Annotated in this window: 17 protein-coding genes and 1 pseudogene; 5 read left to right on the top strand and 13 right to left on the bottom strand. The window is 62.5% G+C overall.

What is annotated here, in order from left to right:
• Window positions 1–4: 4 nt before the first annotated feature.
• The 9 genes from ispH to coxB all read right to left on the bottom strand — a co-directional run bounded on the left by ispH (window position 5) and on the right by coxB (window position 7629).
• Window positions 5–1009 (bottom strand): 4-hydroxy-3-methylbut-2-enyl diphosphate reductase, encoded by a 1005-nt coding sequence (gene ispH / locus NKI17_RS00905; protein ID WP_254818458.1) that lies wholly within the window; start codon window positions 1007–1009, stop codon window positions 5–7.
• 107 nt (window positions 1010–1116) lie between these two features.
• A complete protein-coding gene (locus NKI17_RS00910; protein WP_352905266.1) occupies window positions 1117–1872 on the bottom strand; it encodes an SURF1 family protein in 756 nt (251 codons plus the stop codon).
• Entirely contained in the window at window positions 1869–2255 is a 387-nt protein-coding gene (locus NKI17_RS00915; RefSeq protein ID WP_352796033.1) for a DUF983 domain-containing protein, read from the bottom strand. Before NKI17_RS00915 ends, NKI17_RS00910 begins: the two co-directional genes overlap by 4 nt.
• Window positions 2256–2337: 82 nt before the next feature.
• A complete protein-coding gene (locus NKI17_RS00920; protein ID WP_352578608.1) occupies window positions 2338–3219 on the bottom strand; it encodes a cytochrome c oxidase subunit 3 in 882 nt (293 codons plus the stop codon).
• Between the two features lies 1 nt (window position 3220).
• Window positions 3221–3853 carry a cytochrome c oxidase assembly protein gene (locus NKI17_RS00925; RefSeq protein ID WP_023674136.1) on the bottom strand — a complete coding sequence of 211 codons (633 nt, stop codon included), beginning with the start codon at window positions 3851–3853 and terminating at the stop codon, window positions 3221–3223.
• Between the two features lie 7 nt (window positions 3854–3860).
• Window positions 3861–4028 (bottom strand): cytochrome c oxidase system small membrane protein, encoded by a 168-nt coding sequence (locus tag NKI17_RS00930; RefSeq protein WP_502894396.1) that lies wholly within the window; start codon window positions 4026–4028, stop codon window positions 3861–3863.
• The gene (locus NKI17_RS00935; protein ID WP_352905267.1) at window positions 4025–4972 is read right to left on the bottom strand and encodes a heme o synthase; all 948 of its coding nucleotides are present in this window, start codon (window positions 4970–4972) and stop codon (window positions 4025–4027) included. Before NKI17_RS00935 ends, NKI17_RS00930 begins: the two co-directional genes overlap by 4 nt.
• Window positions 4973–5047: 75 nt before the next feature.
• Window positions 5048–6700: a cytochrome c oxidase subunit I gene (gene ctaD / locus NKI17_RS00940; protein ID WP_031211058.1), complete on the bottom strand. Its 1653-nt coding sequence runs from the start codon at window positions 6698–6700 to the stop codon at window positions 5048–5050.
• 38 nt (window positions 6701–6738) lie between these two features.
• Entirely contained in the window at window positions 6739–7629 is an 891-nt protein-coding gene (gene coxB / locus NKI17_RS00945) for a cytochrome c oxidase subunit II (protein ID WP_352635328.1), read from the bottom strand.
• Window positions 7630–7988: 359 nt separating this feature from the next.
• On the opposite strand from coxB, the gene NKI17_RS00950 reads away from it, so the two are divergent.
• The 4 genes from NKI17_RS00950 to NKI17_RS00965 all read left to right on the top strand — a co-directional run bounded on the left by NKI17_RS00950 (window position 7989) and on the right by NKI17_RS00965 (window position 10857).
• Entirely contained in the window at window positions 7989–8513 is a 525-nt protein-coding gene (locus NKI17_RS00950; RefSeq protein ID WP_023674131.1) for an invasion associated locus B family protein, read from the top strand.
• Between the two features lie 128 nt (window positions 8514–8641).
• Window positions 8642–10054: a metalloprotease TldD gene (gene tldD / locus NKI17_RS00955; RefSeq protein WP_352456885.1), complete on the top strand. Its 1413-nt coding sequence runs from the start codon at window positions 8642–8644 to the stop codon at window positions 10052–10054.
• A gap of 151 nt (window positions 10055–10205) precedes the next feature.
• The gene (locus NKI17_RS00960; protein ID WP_023674129.1) at window positions 10206–10481 is read left to right on the top strand and encodes an AbrB/MazE/SpoVT family DNA-binding domain-containing protein; all 276 of its coding nucleotides are present in this window, start codon (window positions 10206–10208) and stop codon (window positions 10479–10481) included.
• Complete coding sequence (locus tag NKI17_RS00965) at window positions 10468–10857, top strand: type II toxin-antitoxin system VapC family toxin (protein ID WP_023674128.1); 390 nt, start codon at window positions 10468–10470, stop codon at window positions 10855–10857. The genes NKI17_RS00960 and NKI17_RS00965 overlap by 14 nt, the downstream gene beginning before the upstream one ends.
• Before the next feature lie 54 nt (window positions 10858–10911).
• Here the strand turns inward: NKI17_RS00965 and NKI17_RS00970 are convergent.
• From NKI17_RS00970 to NKI17_RS00980, 3 genes and pseudogenes are all read right to left on the bottom strand, one after another.
• A pseudogene (locus NKI17_RS00970) lies at window positions 10912–11282 on the bottom strand (antitoxin Xre/MbcA/ParS toxin-binding domain-containing protein).
• Window positions 11283–11357: 75 nt separating this feature from the next.
• Entirely contained in the window at window positions 11358–12599 is a 1242-nt protein-coding gene (locus NKI17_RS00975) for a class I SAM-dependent RNA methyltransferase (protein WP_352571389.1), read from the bottom strand.
• On the bottom strand, window positions 12596–13375 hold the full coding sequence (locus NKI17_RS00980) for a TlyA family RNA methyltransferase (RefSeq protein ID WP_023674124.1): 780 nt from the start codon (window positions 13373–13375) through the stop codon (window positions 12596–12598). Before NKI17_RS00980 ends, NKI17_RS00975 begins: the two co-directional genes overlap by 4 nt.
• Before the next feature lie 175 nt (window positions 13376–13550).
• Here NKI17_RS00980 and NKI17_RS00985 point away from each other — a divergent pair, with 175 nt between their 5' ends.
• Complete coding sequence (locus NKI17_RS00985) at window positions 13551–13952, top strand: GFA family protein (RefSeq protein WP_023674122.1); 402 nt, start codon at window positions 13551–13553, stop codon at window positions 13950–13952.
• Between the two features lie 68 nt (window positions 13953–14020).
• Here the strand turns inward: NKI17_RS00985 and NKI17_RS00990 are convergent, their stop codons facing one another.
• Complete coding sequence (locus NKI17_RS00990; RefSeq protein WP_352571390.1) at window positions 14021–14272, bottom strand: hypothetical protein; 252 nt, start codon at window positions 14270–14272, stop codon at window positions 14021–14023.
• Window positions 14273–14294 lie beyond the last annotated feature (22 nt).

The raw sequence follows: 14294 nt of genomic DNA on the forward strand, positions 1-14294 counted from the left end.
GTTGCTACGCGGCCCCGTTGACGAAGGCCATGTCGGCAGCCGTCAGTTCGACATCGCGCAACACCCGCATCACCGGAAAGTCCTCCGTCTCCGTCGCCGTCACGGCCAGCTCGATGGTCACGTCGAAGCGCTGCCTGAACGCATCGACGATCTCGTCGACGATGATCTCCGGCGCCGAGGCGCCCGCCGACAGGCCGAGCGTCGAAATGCCGGCAATCTCATTCCACGGAATTTCGGAGGCGCGCTGCACGAGAAGCGACATCGAGGCGCCGGCGCGCTCGGCCACTTCGACCAGGCGCCGCGAGTTGGAGGAGTTAGGTGCGCCGACAACCAGGAAGAGATCGGCGCCGGCCGCTGTTTCCTTGACCGCTTCCTGGCGATTGGTGGTGGCGTAACAGATCGATTCCGCCGCCGGCGCGTGCAGCTCGGGAAAACGCTGCTGCAGGGCGCGGATGATACCGGCGGTGTCCTCGACCGACAGCGTCGTCTGGGTGACGAAGCCGAGCGCTTGCGGGTCTGCAGGCACGAAGCTTGCGGCGTCGGCCTCGGTCTCGATCAGAGTGACCGCGCCGTCCGGCAACTGGCCCATTGTGCCGATCACCTCCGGATGCCCGGCATGGCCGATCAAGAGCACGTGGCGGCCAAGCCGCTGATGGCGCATCGCCTGCTTATGGACTTTCGAGACCAACGGGCAAGTCGCGTCGAGATAGAACAGGTTGCGGGACTGGGCGTCGGCCGGCACCGATTTCGGCACGCCATGCGCCGAAAAGACGACCGGGCTCTGGCGATGCTCGGGCGGGATCTCGGAGAGCTCCTCGATGAACACCGCGCCGAGGCTTTGCAGCCCTTCGACGACGTAGCGGTTGTGCACGATCTCGTGGCGGACATAGACCGGCGCGCCGTATTTCTTCAGCGCCAGCACGACGATCTGGATGGCACGGTCAACGCCCGCACAGAAACCGCGGGGCTGGCAGAGCCGGATGGTCAGCGGCGGCTTTGTGTGAAGCATGATTGCATCTTACGCTGATTGTAGGCCGGTTGATCGGACTATGACTTCTGAGCTCAAGGCGCGAAATGAGGTGCGCGGCCCTGCCCTGTCAAGGGTAGTGGCGGCGATCATTGGTCTTTCGCCGGGCGGCGGAGCCAGGAGATCAGGACGCCGGCAAGGGCGGCGGCAAGGCCGTACCAGGTTATCGCATATTGCAGATGGCTGTTCGGCAGGTCGATGACGGTGACACCGCCAACTGGCAGCCCGCCGGGGTTGGGCGTGGCGTTCGCATCGATGAAGATCGGCACCAGCGCCGCACCTGTCGGCAGGCCGGCGCTCGAGGCCATCGCGTCACGATCTTTCCAGTAGAAGATATTCTTCTGCGGATCATTGTCGGGAAGCATCATCGAGGGCTTGGCCGGCAGCGGGTTGCGGGCGAGCCCCGTCACCGTCACTTTGCCCGTTACCTGCCCCTGCGGCCGCTTGGCTGGATCCTTGAAATCGTAAGGCACGAAGCCGCGGTTGAACAGCACGAAACGGCCATCGTCGAGCTGTAGCGGCGTGAAGACGTCGAAACCGGACTGGCCTTCCCAGGTGGCGAGGAAATGCCGCTCGCCTCGATGCAGGAAAGTGCCGGTCACTATCACCGGCGTGTAGTCCACGTCGCCGGCGGCAGCAAACCGCTTTTCGAGCTCGGCCAATGGCACAGGCGCCGAATGCGTGCGCTGGTCTATCGTCTGGACAAGGCCCTCTTTCCAGTGCAGGCGCTGAACCTGCCAGGTGCCGAGCGCCAGCAGGATCAAAAACACGACGATACCCAGGCCGAGCCCCAATGCGCGCTTCGGCCGCGACCGGCCGGCCACCGAACCTGATGCCTCGCTCATTCGCCGCGGTCCAGCCGGCCCTCGGCCGCCTTGTGGCGGTATTGCAGCGTCAGCAGCACGCCCTTGATCAGCCTGAGCGCCGCCAGGCAAAGCACCAGCGTCAGCGGAATCCACAGCAGCAGATGCAGCCAGAGCGGCGGATTGAGCGTCACCTCCATCCACAACGCCAGGCCGACGACGATAAAGCCGATGATCAGGATAACGAACACCGCCGGCCCGTCGCCGGCATCGGCGAAGGAATAATCGAGGCCGCAATTGGAGCAGCGATCACCGACCGTGAGGAACCCGGAGAACAGCTTGCCCTCGCCACAGCGGGGGCAGCGGCCATGCAAGCCGGCCGAGATCGGATCGATTGGTGGCCAGATCGCCTTGTCGTCGCTCATGAGGTCATCCTAGGAGCATTTGCCGCAAAAGATAAGGCGGCCACGTCGCCGCAGCCGCCTTGTCGATTTCCTCAGCTCGATCTTAGTGCGGTTCGATCATCGCGCCGTTCGATGCCCAGACGTAGATCGAGGCAAACAGGAACAGCCACACCACGTCGACGAAGTGCCAATACCAGGCGGCGGCCTCGAAGCCGAAATGCTGCTTGGGCGTGAAGTCGCCCTTCATGGCGCGGATCAGGCAGACCAACAGGAAGATCGTGCCGATGATGACGTGGAAACCATGGAAGCCGGTCGCCATGAAGAAGGTGGCGCCGTAGATCGAATCCCTGAAGCCGAACGGCGCGTGCATGTACTCGTAGGCCTGCACCATGGTGAACAGCATGCCGAGGCCGACGGTCAGCACCAAGCCATTGATCAGGCCCTTGCGGTCGCCGTGGATGAGCGAGTGGTGCGCCCAGGTCACCGTGGTACCCGACAGAAGCAGGATGACGGTGTTGTAGAGCGGCAGATGGAAGGGGTCGAGAACCTCGAGGCCCTTGGGCGGCCAGACGCCGCCCGTGAAGGCGGTACGGGCATATTGATGGACCTCGCCCGGAAACAGGCTGGCGTCGAAGAAGGCCCAGAACCAGGCGACGAAGAACATCACCTCGGAGGCGATGAACATGATCATGCCGTAGCGCAGATGCAGCGACACGACACGGGTGTGGTGTCCCTCATGCGCCTCCTTGATCGTATCCGACCACCAGGCGAACATTGTGTAGATGACGATCAGCAGGCCGATGAAGAACAGCCATGGATTAGCGATGTTGAAACCGAAGATCGGGAAATCGCCGCCCTTGAGATATTGCATGTAACAGACGCCGCCGAACGCGGTCACCAGCGCCCCGACGGAGCCCAGGAAAGGCCACGGGCTCGGGTCGACGAGGTGGTAGTCATGTTGTGGTTTTGCGTGTGCGTCTGCCATATCAACCCCCGAGGCTTGCTTCGGTATCTGAAATCTTGTTGCGCCGGCCGTCGGCCGGCACCGATGATGCGACCGGCTTGGTCTTGTCGACCGGGAACATCGTGTAGGACAGGGTAATCGTCGTCAGATCCTTCAATTCCGGCGCGTTGACGATGTCGGGATCGACATAGAAGACGACCGGCATGTCCAGTGTCTCGCCCGGCTTCAGCGTCGTGTCGGTGAAGCAGAAACACTCGACCTTGTTGAAGTAAGGTCCGGCCAGTTCCGGCTGCACGTTGAAGGTGGCGCGTCCAGTGATGGGACGGTTGAATTTGTTGGTCGCGCTGAAATGCGCCTCGGCGGTTTCGCCGATCTTGATGGTGATCGAGCGGGCGACCGGCTGGAATTGCCAGGGAACGCCGGCGGTGTTGGCGTCGAAGCGGATGGTGATGTCGCGATCGAGCACCCGATCGGCATATTGCTGGGTCGCCCGTTTGACGGTGCCGCCGTAGCCTGTCGCCTGGCAGAACATCGCATAGAGTGGTACCGCGGCGTAGGCCATGCCGATCATGCCGCCGAAAAACGCGATGCAGACGCCAGCGACGACGCGGTTCGTGTTTTTCTTCGTAGGATCGGTGACTGTTTGCCTGGTCATGTTCAGCTCACATCGAGCCGGTGAGGCTGTGACCAAATTTCACGATGGTCGCGACGTAGAATATGACGACCAGCGCCGCCAGCGCGAAACCGATTGCGGCCGAGCGATTGCGGCGGGCCTTCTGCTGACGTTCGGTCAGCGTGACCAGTTCAAGCTTCTTTTCGGCCATGCTCATGCTCCACCAATGGTCAGCGCGCGCTCGACGACACAATCGCCAAGGTAGGCGGCGAAGATGGCGAAGAGATAGAGCAGCGAATAGCCGAACAAGGCCTTGGCCGGCTTCATCGCCCGGTCGTCGTCATCGGCCATTTGCAGCACCTTCCACGCATACCAGACGAAGCCGGCGCCGAGCAGCAATGCAACGATGCCATAGACCGGCGTGGTGAACCCGAGAACCCAGGGCAGCACGCCAACCGGCGCGAGGACCAGCGCATAGGCAAAGATCTGGCGTCTGGTCGAGGCCTGGCCGGCGACATTCGGCATCATCGGAATGCCTGCCTTCGCATAGTCCTCCGACTTGAACAGCGCGAGCGCCCAGAAATGTGGCGGCGTCCACAGGAAGATGACCAGGAACAGCACCAAGCTTTCGAGGCTGACCGATCCGGTTACCGCCGCCCAGCCGATGACTGGCGGAATGGCACCGGCAGCCCCGCCGATGACGATGTTCTGCGGCGTCCAGCGCTTCAGCCACATCGTATAGATGACGGCATAGAAAAAGATGGTGAAGGCCAGAAGCGATGCTGCCAACCAGTTGACCAGCACGCCGAGCGTCATCACCGACAGAACCGACAGCACCAGCCCGAAACTCAATGCCTCGCCTGGCCGGATGCGGCCGGCCGGCACGGGACGGCCGGCGGTGCGCGTCATCACCGCATCGATATCTGCGTCATACCACATGTTGAGCGCACCGGAGGCGCCGGCGCCGATGGCAATAGCCAGGATCGCGATCACCGCCAGCAGCGGATTGATGGTCACCGGGGCGGCGACCATGCCGACAAACGCGGTGAACACTACCAGCGACATGACGCGCGGCTTCAGCAGGGCGAAGAAATCGCCCGCCGTCGCTTCCGACATGCGGAAGCCCGGCTCGTCAATCAGTCTGTCTTCGGCAAGGGCCATGCGTACTTAAAGTCCATCATTCCGTTGGCCAAAACCGCCGGCCGGCCGGCGGTTCCGTATTAAGGAGGCAACCGCCTACTTGATCTTCGGCAACTGTTCCCACTGGTGGAACGGCGGCGGCGAAGGCAGCTGCCATTCCAGCGTGGTCGCACCCTCGCCCCAAGGATTGGCGCCGGCGACCCGCTTCTTCTGGAACGCCTCGAAGACGCCGAACAGGAAGATGACGACGCCGACAGCCGAGATGTACGAGCCGTAGGACGACACCATATTCCAGCCGGCGAAGGCATCCGGATAGTCGATATAACGACGCGGCATACCGGAGAGACCGAGGAAGTGCTGCGGGAAAAAGACCAGGTTGACGCCGACGAAAGTGACCCAGAAGTGGGTGTTGGCGATCACCGGCGAATACATGTAGCCGGTCATCTTCGGGAACCAGTAGTACCAGCCGGCGAAGATCGCGAAGACCGCGCCCAGCGACAGCACGTAGTGGAAGTGCGCGACCACGAAATAGGTGTCGTGCAGCGGGCGGTCGAGGCCGGCATTGGCCAGCTGCACGCCGGTGACGCCGCCAACAGTGAACAGGAAGATGAAGCCGATCGCCCACAGCATCGGGGTCTTGAGCGAAATCGACCCGCCCCACATAGTGGCGATCCACGAGAAGATCTTCACACCCGTCGGCACCGCGATGACCATGGTGGCGAAGACGAAATAGCGCTGGGTGTCGAGCGATAGGCCCGTCGTGTACATGTGGTGGGCCCAGACGATGAAGCCCACCGCGCCGATGGCAACCATCGCATAGGCCATGCCGAGATAGCCAAACACCGGCTTCCTCGAAAAGGTCGAGATGATATGGCTGATGATACCGAAACCCGGCAGGATCAGGATGTAGACCTCCGGATGGCCGAAGAACCAGAACAGGTGCTGGAACAGGATCGGATCGCCGCCGCCGTCCGGGGCGAAGAAGGTGGTGCCGAAATTGCGGTCGGTCAAAAGCATGGTGATGCCGCCGGCCAGCACCGGCAACGACAGCAGCAGCAGGAAGGCGGTAATCAGCACAGACCAGGCGAAAAGCGGCATCTTGTGCATGGTCATGCCGGGCGCGCGCATGTTGAAGATGGTGGTGATGAAGTTGATGGCGCCAAGAATCGAGGAGGCGCCGGCGATGTGGATTGACAGGATCGCCAGATCCATGGCCGGTCCGGGCTGGCCCGATGTCGACAATGGCGGATAAAGCGTCCAGCCGCCGCCGACGCCGTAGGCGCCGGGCGCACTCGGGACGAAGGCCGAGAAAATCAGCAGGATGAAAGCCGGCGGCAGCAGCCAGAACGAAACGTTGTTCATGCGCGGGAAGGCCATATCCGGCGCGCCGATCATGATCGGCACCATCCAGTTGGCAAAGCCGCCGATCAGCGCCGGCATCACCATGAAGAAGATCATGATCAGCGCATGCGCGGTGGTGAAAGCATTGTACATGCTCTTGCCCCCGTCGATGGCGGCGTCGCCATTCATGCCGTAGACCATCTGCGCCAGGCCAGTGAATATCTGGATGCCCGGCTCCTGCAATTCCATGCGCATGACGACCGACAAGGCGCCACCGATGCAGCCCGCCATGATCGCGAAGATCAGATAAAGCGTACCGATGTCCTTGTGGTTGGTCGAATACACCCACCGGACCCAGCCATGATACGGCTTGTGGTCGTGGTCGTCGTGAGCTGCAGCGTGCGCCATGGTCGGCTCCGTTCCCTGAATCTTTTCTGGTCGCGGCATCAATTGCCGGCGGCCGCTACCTTGTTCGTGCCATCGACCTCGGCCATCAGCGCCTTGTTGGCGCCGGGAAGGTCGGTTTTGGCTGCCGCCAGCCAGGTCTTGTATTGTGCATCGGAGACGACGCGAATGGCGATCGGCATGAAGGCGTGGTCCTTGCCGCAGAGTTCCGAGCACTGGCCGTAATAGAGGCCTTCCTTGTCGGCCTTGAACCAGACCTCGTTGATGCGGCCCGGCACCGCGTCGGTCTTGATGCCGAAGGACGGCATGGCAAAGGCGTGAATGACGTCGGTCGCCGTCACCAGCACGCGGGTCATGGTGCTGACCGGCACCACCATCTCATTGTCGACGGCGAGCAGGCGCGGATACTCGGCGCGATCTTCCTTGCCGGCAGCAGCCCTGTCGGCATCCTGAAGGATCGCGGAATTAAAGGAAAGCGTGTTGTCGACCTGGTATTCGTAGTCCCAGTTCCACTGATTGCCGGTCGCCTTGACGGTCAGCTTGGCTTCTTCCGGCGGCGTGTATTGCGCGGTCAGCAGCTGGAACGAGGGAATGGCGAGACAGAGCAGGATGACCACGGGACCGACAGTCCAGATGACCTCGATCAGCGTGTTGTGGCTGGTGCGCGACGGCGTCGGGTTGACGCTCGCCCGGAACCGCAAAATGCAGTAGGCGATCAGGAAAAGCACCAAGGCGGTGATCACAATGATGAACGCGAAAGAGTAGTTCCCGAACCACTCGATCTGCCGCATAATGTCGGTTGCCGGAGGCTGAAAACTGGTTTCCCAAGGTTGGGGCTGGGCTGCATGAGCGGATGCAGCGGCAAACAACGTGGCGGCGGCACTAGCTACGATTTTGGCGGTTGCCAGGAATTTTCTCATCGCCCTCGTCATCTCCCAGTTCCTCGCGATCGGACCGCAAGAATGTCGAACAATGCCGGGACGGGAATCCCGGACAATTCAAGGCTGGTTCAAACCATACTCTATTTGCCTCCGCAAGAAAGGAGCGCCGGAACCCGTGCGGCATTTTTGCGCGCAAGCGCGGCTGTGGCTTCGTGCGGTGACTGCTTGCCGCGAATCACCGGAGCGGCATCCGGGTAGAATGAGCCGCGCGGCGTGCGGAGCCGTCGCAATTAGGGCGAAATTGGCACTGAAAAGCGCATTGTCGCCTGTGTCGGGGCAGATCGCTGGGGTCTCGTCCTTTACTTGGGTTTAGTGCGGCTTAAAGTGCCGTGATTCGCAATGGAGCCGTCATGAACCCTTGGCTTTCGAGAACCTTGGCGAAGGTCATCTTTGTTGCCGCCGCAATAGCCTTGTCCGGCGCCGGCCTGGCCAATGCCGCGCAGCCAAGCGGCACGGTGAAGTCAACGCATGGGGCGTGGTCGATCATCTGCGATACGCCCGCCGGTGCTACATCCGAACAATGCGTGATGATGCAGAACGTCGTCGCCGAGGACCGTCCGGAAATGGGTCTTTCCGTTGTCGTGCTGCGCACAGCCGACAACAAGGCCGAAATCCTGCGTGTGCTGGCGCCGCTCGGCGTCCTGTTGCCCAACGGCCTCGGCCTCAATGTCGACGGCAAGGATATCGGCCGCGCCTATTTCGTGCGCTGTTTCCAGGACGGCTGCTATGCCGAGGTCATCCTGGAAAAGCCGCTGCTCGACACGCTGAAGACCGGTACGTCCGCCACCTTCATCGTCTTCCAGACGCCGGAAGAGGGCATCGGCATTCCCGTCGACCTCAAGGGTTTCGCCGACGGCTTCGCCGCCCTGCCTTGAGACTGGGTCTTGTAGCATGATCCAGTGATGTTGACCGGCCGAGGTCACGGCAAATCTCATTTCAGATTGTCTGTGCGGGCCTTCGCGCCTACATCGTGGGAAACAATCCTCCTGCGAATGGACCTGCCATGAACAGCCTGATCGGCCAATTTGACATTTCCGACGATCGCATCAAGCAAATCGTTGCCGAGACTATTAACGGCGCCGACGACGGCGAACTGTTTCTCGAATATAGCGAAAGCGAATCGCTGATGTTCGACAATGGCAAGCTGAAGACCGCGAATTTCAACACCGACCAGGGTTTCGGCCTGCGCGCCGTCGCCGGCGAAGCCAGCGGCTACGCCCATTCCAGCGATCTCTCCGAAGCCTCGCTGCTGCGCGCCGCCGATGCCGTTTCGACGGTGAAGAGCGGCTATTCCGGTACGCTTGCCGCAGCGCCTGCCCGCACCAACCGCCATCTCTACGGCGACGGAAACCCTATCCCCTCGCCTTCCTTCGAGGCCAAGGCCAAGCTGCTTCAGGAAATCGATGCATGGCTGCGGGCCGAGGATCCGCGCGTCAGGCAGGTGACGGCGTCGCTCGCCGCCTCCTGGCAGCATGTCGAGATCGTGCGCGCCGACGGCCAGATGGTGCGCGACATCCGTCCGCTGGTCAGGATCAACGTGTCGGTGGTGGTCGGCGACGGCGACCGCCAGGAGAGCGGCTCCTACGGCATGGGAGGCCGCAAGGATTTTGGTGAATTCCTGATCGAGGACAGCTGGCGGCACGCGGCCAAGGAGGCATTGCGGCAAGCGCTGGTCAATCTCGAAGCGGTTCCAGCACCTGCCGGCACTTTCGACATCGTGCTGTCGAGCGGCTGGCCGGGCGTCATGTTGCACGAGGCGGTCGGCCACGGGCTGGAGGGCGATTTCAACCGCAAGAAGACGTCGGCCTTTGCCGGCCTGCTTGGCCAGCAGGTGGCAGCGAAAGGCGTCACCGTCGTTGACGACGGCACCATGCCCGAGCGGCGTGGCTCGCTTACCGTCGATGATGAGGGCACGCCATCGGCCCATAACGTGCTGATCGACGATGGCAAGCTGGTCGGCTACATGCAGGATCGTCAGAACGCCCGGCTAATGGGCATGAAAGCCACCGGCAACGGGCGACGCCAAGGTTATGCGCACGAACCGATGCCGCGCATGACCAACACCTACATGACAGCAGGCGACATGGAGCCGGACGAGATCATCGCCTCGGTCAAGAACGGCATCTATGCCGTGTCGTTCGGTGGCGGCCAGGTAGACATCACTTCGGGCAAGTTCGTGTTCGGCTGCACCGAAGCCTACATGATCGAGAACGGCAAGGTGACGCAACCGATCAAGGGCGCCATGCTGATCGGCAACGGGCCGGATGCCATGCATCGTGTGGCGATGATCGGCAACGACATGAAGCTCGACACCGGCATCGGCATGTGCGGCAAGGCCGGACAGGGCGTGCCGGTCGGCGTCGGCCAGCCGCATCTCAGGATGAACCAGATGACAGTCGGCGGCACCAGGGTTTGATGGAGTTGACGCCGAATTATCGCCGCTCCGGAACAACCAATCCCCGCCGCCCACTGCCTTGTCATCGCTTTAAGTAGGAGTAGCTTGCGCCTTGAATTTGCCGAGAGCTTCGACTATCTTACATTCGTCTTACACCTAAGGACGTGCCGAGATGGCTGCCGCAGAGAAGCTCGTAACTACGGTCTCGACCAAGGGACAGGTCATCCTGCCCAGCGCGATCCGGAAACGGAGGGAATGGCATGCCGGCACACGCCTTCTGGTCGAGGATACCCCGGAGGGCGTGCTACTGAAGCCTGCGCCAGTCTTCGCCGAGACGCGGCCAGAGGACGTGTTTGGATCGCTGCGCTATAGCGGCAGGCCGAAGACGTTGGAAGAAATGGACGCGGGCGTGCTCGCCGAAGCGCGGCGGCGCCATGCTCGCAATTGATACCAACCTGATCGTCCGCTACCTGACGGGCGATCACCCGTCGCAGTCTTCCCGCGCCCGGGCGCTGATCGATAGCCAGCCGGTCTTTGTCGCCGTCACGGTGATGCTGGAAGTCGAATGGGTGTTGCGCAGCGCCTACGGTTTTGCGCCGCTTGAAATCGCCCGTACGCTACGGGTGTTTAGCGGGCTTCCCACGGTAGAGGTGGAAGACGGGGCGGTCGTGTCGTCCGCGCTCGACCTCTCGGAACAGGGGTTGGATTTCGCTGACGCGCTGCATCTGGGCAAGTCCGCTCACTGCGCTGGCTTCGCGACTTTTGACCGCAAGTTCGTCAGGGCCGCGAAGGCGGCCGGATACGAACGCGTGCAAGAAGCATAGCAGCTCACAGCGGCCCAGCGCGGCACAAAAGCGCGCCACAGGGTCAGCCTGGTTTCAGGCATAGATGCCGGAGCGGACTGCCTCCAGATAGGCAAGCACCTTGTCCGTCTTGCCTTCGCGAACCAGATCGTAGGCGGTCTTTCCGGCCCAACCGGGGATCGGCTGATGCTTGAACCAGATCGCCGCACGATGTTCATCACCGGCCATCTCGCCGGCCATCGCCAGGATACGGACGATGGGACTCAATGCGGCGTCGACCTTGCGCGCACCGGACTTGGCGGCAAGCGTGTTGCGCGCGAGACCGGTCAGCCCCGCCAGTTCTGTCATATTAACCCCTAGCAGTTCAGCGACCCGCCTTGGCGAGAGAAACGCGCCCGCTCCTCGCCGAAGCGCCATGCCGAAATTTCGAAGGCTGCGGTGCTCATGGCAATTCCCTAGCACAGTCTGAACGACGTGCGTTCAAAATGTGCTTTTTTGGTGCGCGTTTCAGGCCCTGGCTGCTAGCGCCTTCGTCTCGGCTTCTCCAACAGCGCCACGACCTCGACATGCGGCGACCACAGGAACTGGTCGATCGGCGTCACGCTCTTCAGGGCGTAGCCGCCGTCCATGAGGATGCGTAGGTCCCGCGCCAGCGTTACCGGATTGCAAGACACCGCGGCGACGAGCGGCACGTCGGAGCGCGCGATCTGCTTCGACTGGTCCTCGGCGCCGGCGCGAGGCGGGTCGAAGACAACGCCGTCAAAGGCATTCAACTCCTTGAATGTCAGCGGCCTCCGGAACAGGTCGCGACGTTCGCCGGTCACCCGCTTCAGGCCGCTGGCGAAACGGAATGCCCGGTCGAGCGCCGCGAGTGCTGCCGCATCGCCTTCCACCGCATGAACCTCCGATCTTGCGGCTAGGCGCAGCGCGAAGCTGCCGCAGCCGGCGAAGAGATCGGCGACCTTTTTGGCGCGCGCGAAATGCTGGACGACAATGTTGGCCATCGCCTGTTCGGCAGCCTCGGTCGCCTGCAGGAAAGCGCCCGGAGGCACTGCGACGGCGACGCCACCAAACAGGACGACCGGTTTGTTTGGTTCGATAATGACCTCGCCGTCGACCGACAGCCTGGCTAGCCGCTCGGCGATGACGAAGTTGGAAGCGACGCGGCGCTGGTTCTCGCCGAGCTTGCCGGAATCGTGAACCGCGACATCGAGGCCGGAACCGGTCACCGTCACCGTCATGTGGAACGATTTGGTCGTGGTGCAGATCAGTCCGGCAAGCATCCTCAAACGGTCGAGCGCAGCGACGATCTGCGGCGCCGAGATCGGGCATTCCTCGATCGAGATGATCTCGGATGACAGCGCGCGAACGAAGCCGAACTGCATTCCCGCCTCGCTCCGCCGGGCGGTGAAGACGACACGGCGGCGTGTGTGCGGCGCGCACGGCACCAGCGCCCCGACATCGCAAGCGATGCCCTTGCTCTTCAGCGCATGCACGACCTTTTCGCGCTTCCACCGGTGATAGGCTTCAGTCTCGAGATGCTGGACGGCGCAGCCGCCGCACGCGCCGAAATGCCGGCACGGCGGATCGACCCGCAACGGCGAAGCCTCAAGGACCGACATCAAGGTGGCGCGATCTTTCTCCCGCGCGGCGGTGACGACCTCTCCCGACAGCGCGAACGGAATGAAAACCTCGCCGGTTTCCGTCTCGGCGATGCCGTCGCCCTGCGAGCCCAACCTTGCGATCGTGAAACGGGTGCTCATCGCCTCTGGGTCTCGACGTCCTTGATGCCGCCGAGCAGGAACTCGCGGTTGCCGTCGCCGCCCTCTATCGGTGACAGATGAAGCCCCAGCGAGCGCCAGCCGGGAATGGCATCGAGCCAGTCCTGCATCAGGCCGGCAATGCGCGCCGCATCATAGGGGTCCTTCAGCAGGCCGCCCTTGCCGATCGCCTCGCGGCCGGCCTCGAATTGCGGCTTGACCAGAAACACAGCTTTTGCGCCATTCCTGGCCAAGGCAAGCGCCGGCGGCAGCGCCAGTTTCAGCGATATGAAGCTGACATCCGAGACGATGAAATCCGGCACACGGCCGCCGAGATCGGCGGCCGATAGTTCGCGCGCATTCAGGCCTTCAATTACCGTCACGCGCGGATCGCCGGCAATGTCGGAGTGCATCTGGCCGTGCCCGACATCGATCGCCGTGACATGCGCCGCGCCGCGTTCGAGCAGCACCTGCGTAAAGCCGCCGGTCGAGGCGCCGACATCGAGCGCTTCGTTGCCGGTGGGGTCGAGGGCGAAATGGTCGAGACCAGCCTTCAGCTTCAGTGCAGCGCGCGACACGTAACCTTGCGCCGGATCGTCAACGACGATGTTGCACTCAGGCAGAACGGCCTGGCCCGGCTTGAGGGCGACGATGCCATCGACCGTCACGGTGCCGCGCTCGACCGCGTCGCGGGCACGCGAGCGGCTGGCAAACAGGCCGCGCTGGACGAGCAATTCGTCGAGCCGCTGGCGTATGCTGGCTGGCGGAAGGGAAGTCATCGGCCTTCATGGCGAAAGCCAACGATGATGGCAAGGAATTTGGCGATCAGACAAGGCATAGTTGGAAAGGCGGTGAGCGCATCAAGCCGCTGCGCTGTTTGTCGAGCCTCGCACGAGACCCGACGCAATGCTAAGAAAGAGATGCCGTTTAGCCGTCGAAACGTGGAGGAGGAACATGCTGACGGGAACCTGCCACTGCGGCGCAGCCCACTGGACCCTGGAGGGCGATCCCGGTTCGATCACTGCCTGCAATTGCACACTTTGCCGTCGCTACGGCACGCTCTGGGCTTACGACTATGTCGACGAACGCATCCGCCTTGCCGGGCCCGTAAGCGCCTATCGGCGCGTCGGAAAGGCTCATCCTTCGCTTGAGATTCTCTTCTGCCCAACCTGCGCTTGCGTCCTGGCCTGGCGCGGTTTGCATCCCGAGGCGGCTGGGCGCTACCGCATCGCCGTCAATGTGAGGCTTGCGCCGCCCGAGGCCGTCGCCGATCTCCCGATCGACCATTTCGAGGGTCTCGATACATTCGAGGATTTGCCGAGAGATGGTCGCTGTGTGCGGGACATGTGGTTCTAGTTTCTAGAGTCTCTTCGGGATCATGCTTTAGAATATGGTCCGCGAAACCCGCCGTTCGACGGCCGGCGTCAGACCGTCGCTGCTGTCGCCGGACACCTGTGTGCGCGCCGGTCAGCGGAACTGGACGCCTTCGGCAAGGTATCGGGCACGACGACGAATTGCGGCGCCTGCTTGTAGGAGAAGCCGCCACGGATTTCGCCGATCTTGCCGGCGACGACGCCCATCACCGCCTCTTCGAGTTTGCGGTCGTAGCGCGTTTCGGCTGTAGCCGACAAGACGAAGATGGCCGCAAGCGCGATGCCGCCCAAAAGCGATCTCATTGGTCTGCTTTCCCCTGCCTGT

Origin of the sequence: Mesorhizobium sp. M0816 (assembly GCF_040320005.1) — a bacterium.
In the GTDB taxonomy this organism is placed as follows: domain Bacteria; phylum Pseudomonadota; class Alphaproteobacteria; order Rhizobiales; family Rhizobiaceae; genus Mesorhizobium.

Coding starts and splice junctions, on each gene's coding strand:
- NKI17_RS00975 (WP_352571389.1), bottom strand. CDS start 12,599: ATGAGCACCCGTTTCACGATCGCAAGGTTGGGCTCGCAGGGCGACGGC.
- NKI17_RS00990 (WP_352571390.1), bottom strand. CDS start 14,272: ATGAGATCGCTTTTGGGCGGCATCGCGCTTGCGGCCATCTTCGTCTTG.
- NKI17_RS00980 (WP_023674124.1), bottom strand. CDS start 13,375: ATGACTTCCCTTCCGCCAGCCAGCATACGCCAGCGGCTCGACGAATTG.
- NKI17_RS00965 (WP_023674128.1), top strand. CDS start 10,468: ATGCTCGCAATTGATACCAACCTGATCGTCCGCTACCTGACGGGCGAT.
- NKI17_RS00985 (WP_023674122.1), top strand. CDS start 13,551: ATGCTGACGGGAACCTGCCACTGCGGCGCAGCCCACTGGACCCTGGAG.
- ctaD (WP_031211058.1), bottom strand. CDS start 6,700: ATGGCGCACGCTGCAGCTCACGACGACCACGACCACAAGCCGTATCAT.
- NKI17_RS00930 (WP_502894396.1), bottom strand. CDS start 4,028: ATGAGCATGGCCGAAAAGAAGCTTGAACTGGTCACGCTGACCGAACGT.
- NKI17_RS00935 (WP_352905267.1), bottom strand. CDS start 4,972: ATGGCCCTTGCCGAAGACAGACTGATTGACGAGCCGGGCTTCCGCATG.
- NKI17_RS00910 (WP_352905266.1), bottom strand. CDS start 1,872: ATGAGCGAGGCATCAGGTTCGGTGGCCGGCCGGTCGCGGCCGAAGCGC.
- NKI17_RS00925 (WP_023674136.1), bottom strand. CDS start 3,853: ATGACCAGGCAAACAGTCACCGATCCTACGAAGAAAAACACGAACCGC.
- ispH (WP_254818458.1), bottom strand. CDS start 1,009: ATGCTTCACACAAAGCCGCCGCTGACCATCCGGCTCTGCCAGCCCCGC.
- NKI17_RS00950 (WP_023674131.1), top strand. CDS start 7,989: ATGAACCCTTGGCTTTCGAGAACCTTGGCGAAGGTCATCTTTGTTGCC.
- NKI17_RS00915 (WP_352796033.1), bottom strand. CDS start 2,255: ATGAGCGACGACAAGGCGATCTGGCCACCAATCGATCCGATCTCGGCC.
- NKI17_RS00960 (WP_023674129.1), top strand. CDS start 10,206: ATGGCTGCCGCAGAGAAGCTCGTAACTACGGTCTCGACCAAGGGACAG.
- tldD (WP_352456885.1), top strand. CDS start 8,642: ATGAACAGCCTGATCGGCCAATTTGACATTTCCGACGATCGCATCAAG.
- coxB (WP_352635328.1), bottom strand. CDS start 7,629: ATGACGAGGGCGATGAGAAAATTCCTGGCAACCGCCAAAATCGTAGCT.
- NKI17_RS00920 (WP_352578608.1), bottom strand. CDS start 3,219: ATGGCAGACGCACACGCAAAACCACAACATGACTACCACCTCGTCGAC.